Raw genomic sequence first — 1,252 nt, forward strand, 5'->3', positions numbered from 1 at the left:
GAACCATGGCGGCCATGCTGCCCATTCCCGTCGGGAGCGTCTGGACAGGACGCCGCAGATTTGAATGCTGTACGGGTTCGACACCGACCGATCTGCGGAATCCGAAAAAAACTGCGCCAGCTTTCGCCGGCCGTTCCGTGGATAGCCACAGAACGAACGGGGCGGCGCCAACCCGCCGCCCATCCCGCAGAGACATCGGCCTGAACCGCCGCGAAATCCCGCCCGGATTCCGCGAACGGGCCGCGATTGGGTGGAGAAGGCGATGCTGGTCGATTCTGTCACGTCCACAGCGTCAACGACCTCGACGAAATCCACATCCTCGTCGAGCACGTCGTCAACCACGTCCACGAGCGATACCTACAAAACCTTCCTGACCTTGCTGACGAAACAGCTGGAGAACCAGGATCCGACCGATCCGATGGACACCACCACCTTCACCAATCAGCTCGTCCAGATGTCGTCGCTGGAACAGCAGATGTCGATCAACGACAAGCTCGATACGCTGAACAGCTCGGTGACGGACCTGTCAAGCACGGTCGCATCGGCGCTCGGGACCAGCAGCGGGTCCGTCAACTACTACGGCAAGACGGTCGAGGCCGAAGGGTCCACGACGCCGTTGCAGGACGGCGAGGCGACCTGGGAATACGACCTCGATTCCGCCGCGTCCTCGGTCAAGCTGACCATCACCGACTCAAGCGGCAACACCGTCTACAGCGACGTCAGCTCCTCCACCGCCGCCGGCACGCACGAGGTGACCTGGGATGGCGTCGGCACCAACGGCAAGAGCTACAGCAGCGGCACCTACACCCTGTCGGTGACCGCGCTCGACTCCAGCGGCAAGGCCATCGACACCACCACCCGCTTCAAGGGCACGGTGACTTCGGTCGACAGCTCGTCCGGCACGTCGGTGCTGAATGTCGGCGGCGTCAGCCTGTCGGCCGACAAGGTGCTGACCGTTTCCTGACCCCTTCCCGGACAACTTGAAAGACAGGTGCCGCCATGAGCCTCACCAGCGCAATGTACAGCGCCACGTCCGGGCTGACAGCCCAGAGCAAGGCGCTCGCCAGTATCTCCAGCAACATCGCGAACTCCAGCACCACCGGCTTCAAGGGCACGCAGACCGACTTCACCTCCTACATCAACAAGAACACCACGGTGGACGAGCAGGTCGGCGGCGTCATCGCGTCGAACACCCGCACGTCAGCCACCAGGGCGAGATCCAGTCCTCCACGACCGCCACCATATGGCCGTG

3 protein-coding genes are annotated in these 1,252 nt (G+C 63.1%); 2 read left to right on the forward strand and 1 reads right to left on the reverse strand.

Annotated elements, in window-relative coordinates; all coding sequences use genetic code 11:
* Window positions 1-348 (reverse strand): hypothetical protein (locus tag I71_RS39180; RefSeq protein ID WP_211098402.1); only part of this gene is annotated, 348 nt, incomplete at its 3' end.
* On the opposite strand from I71_RS39180, the gene I71_RS17865 reads away from it, so the two are divergent.
* Together I71_RS17865 and I71_RS17870 are read left to right on the forward strand one after the other, a co-directional pair.
* Window positions 263-964: a flagellar hook assembly protein FlgD gene (locus I71_RS17865; protein ID WP_042696191.1), complete on the forward strand. Its 702-nt coding sequence runs from the start codon at window positions 263-265 to the stop codon at window positions 962-964. The two genes, I71_RS39180 and I71_RS17865, sit on opposite strands and share 86 nt — an antisense overlap.
* A 35-nt stretch (window positions 965-999) precedes the next feature.
* Window positions 1,000-1,252 (forward strand): flagellar basal body protein (locus tag I71_RS17870; RefSeq protein WP_244433904.1); only part of this gene is annotated, 253 nt, incomplete at its 3' end.

Source organism: Azospirillum sp. B506, from assembly GCF_000333595.1.
Taxonomy (GTDB): Bacteria; Pseudomonadota; Alphaproteobacteria; order Azospirillales; family Azospirillaceae; genus Azospirillum.

Coding starts and splice junctions, on each gene's coding strand:
- I71_RS17865 (WP_042696191.1), top strand. CDS start 263: ATGCTGGTCGATTCTGTCACGTCCACAGCGTCAACGACCTCGACGAAA.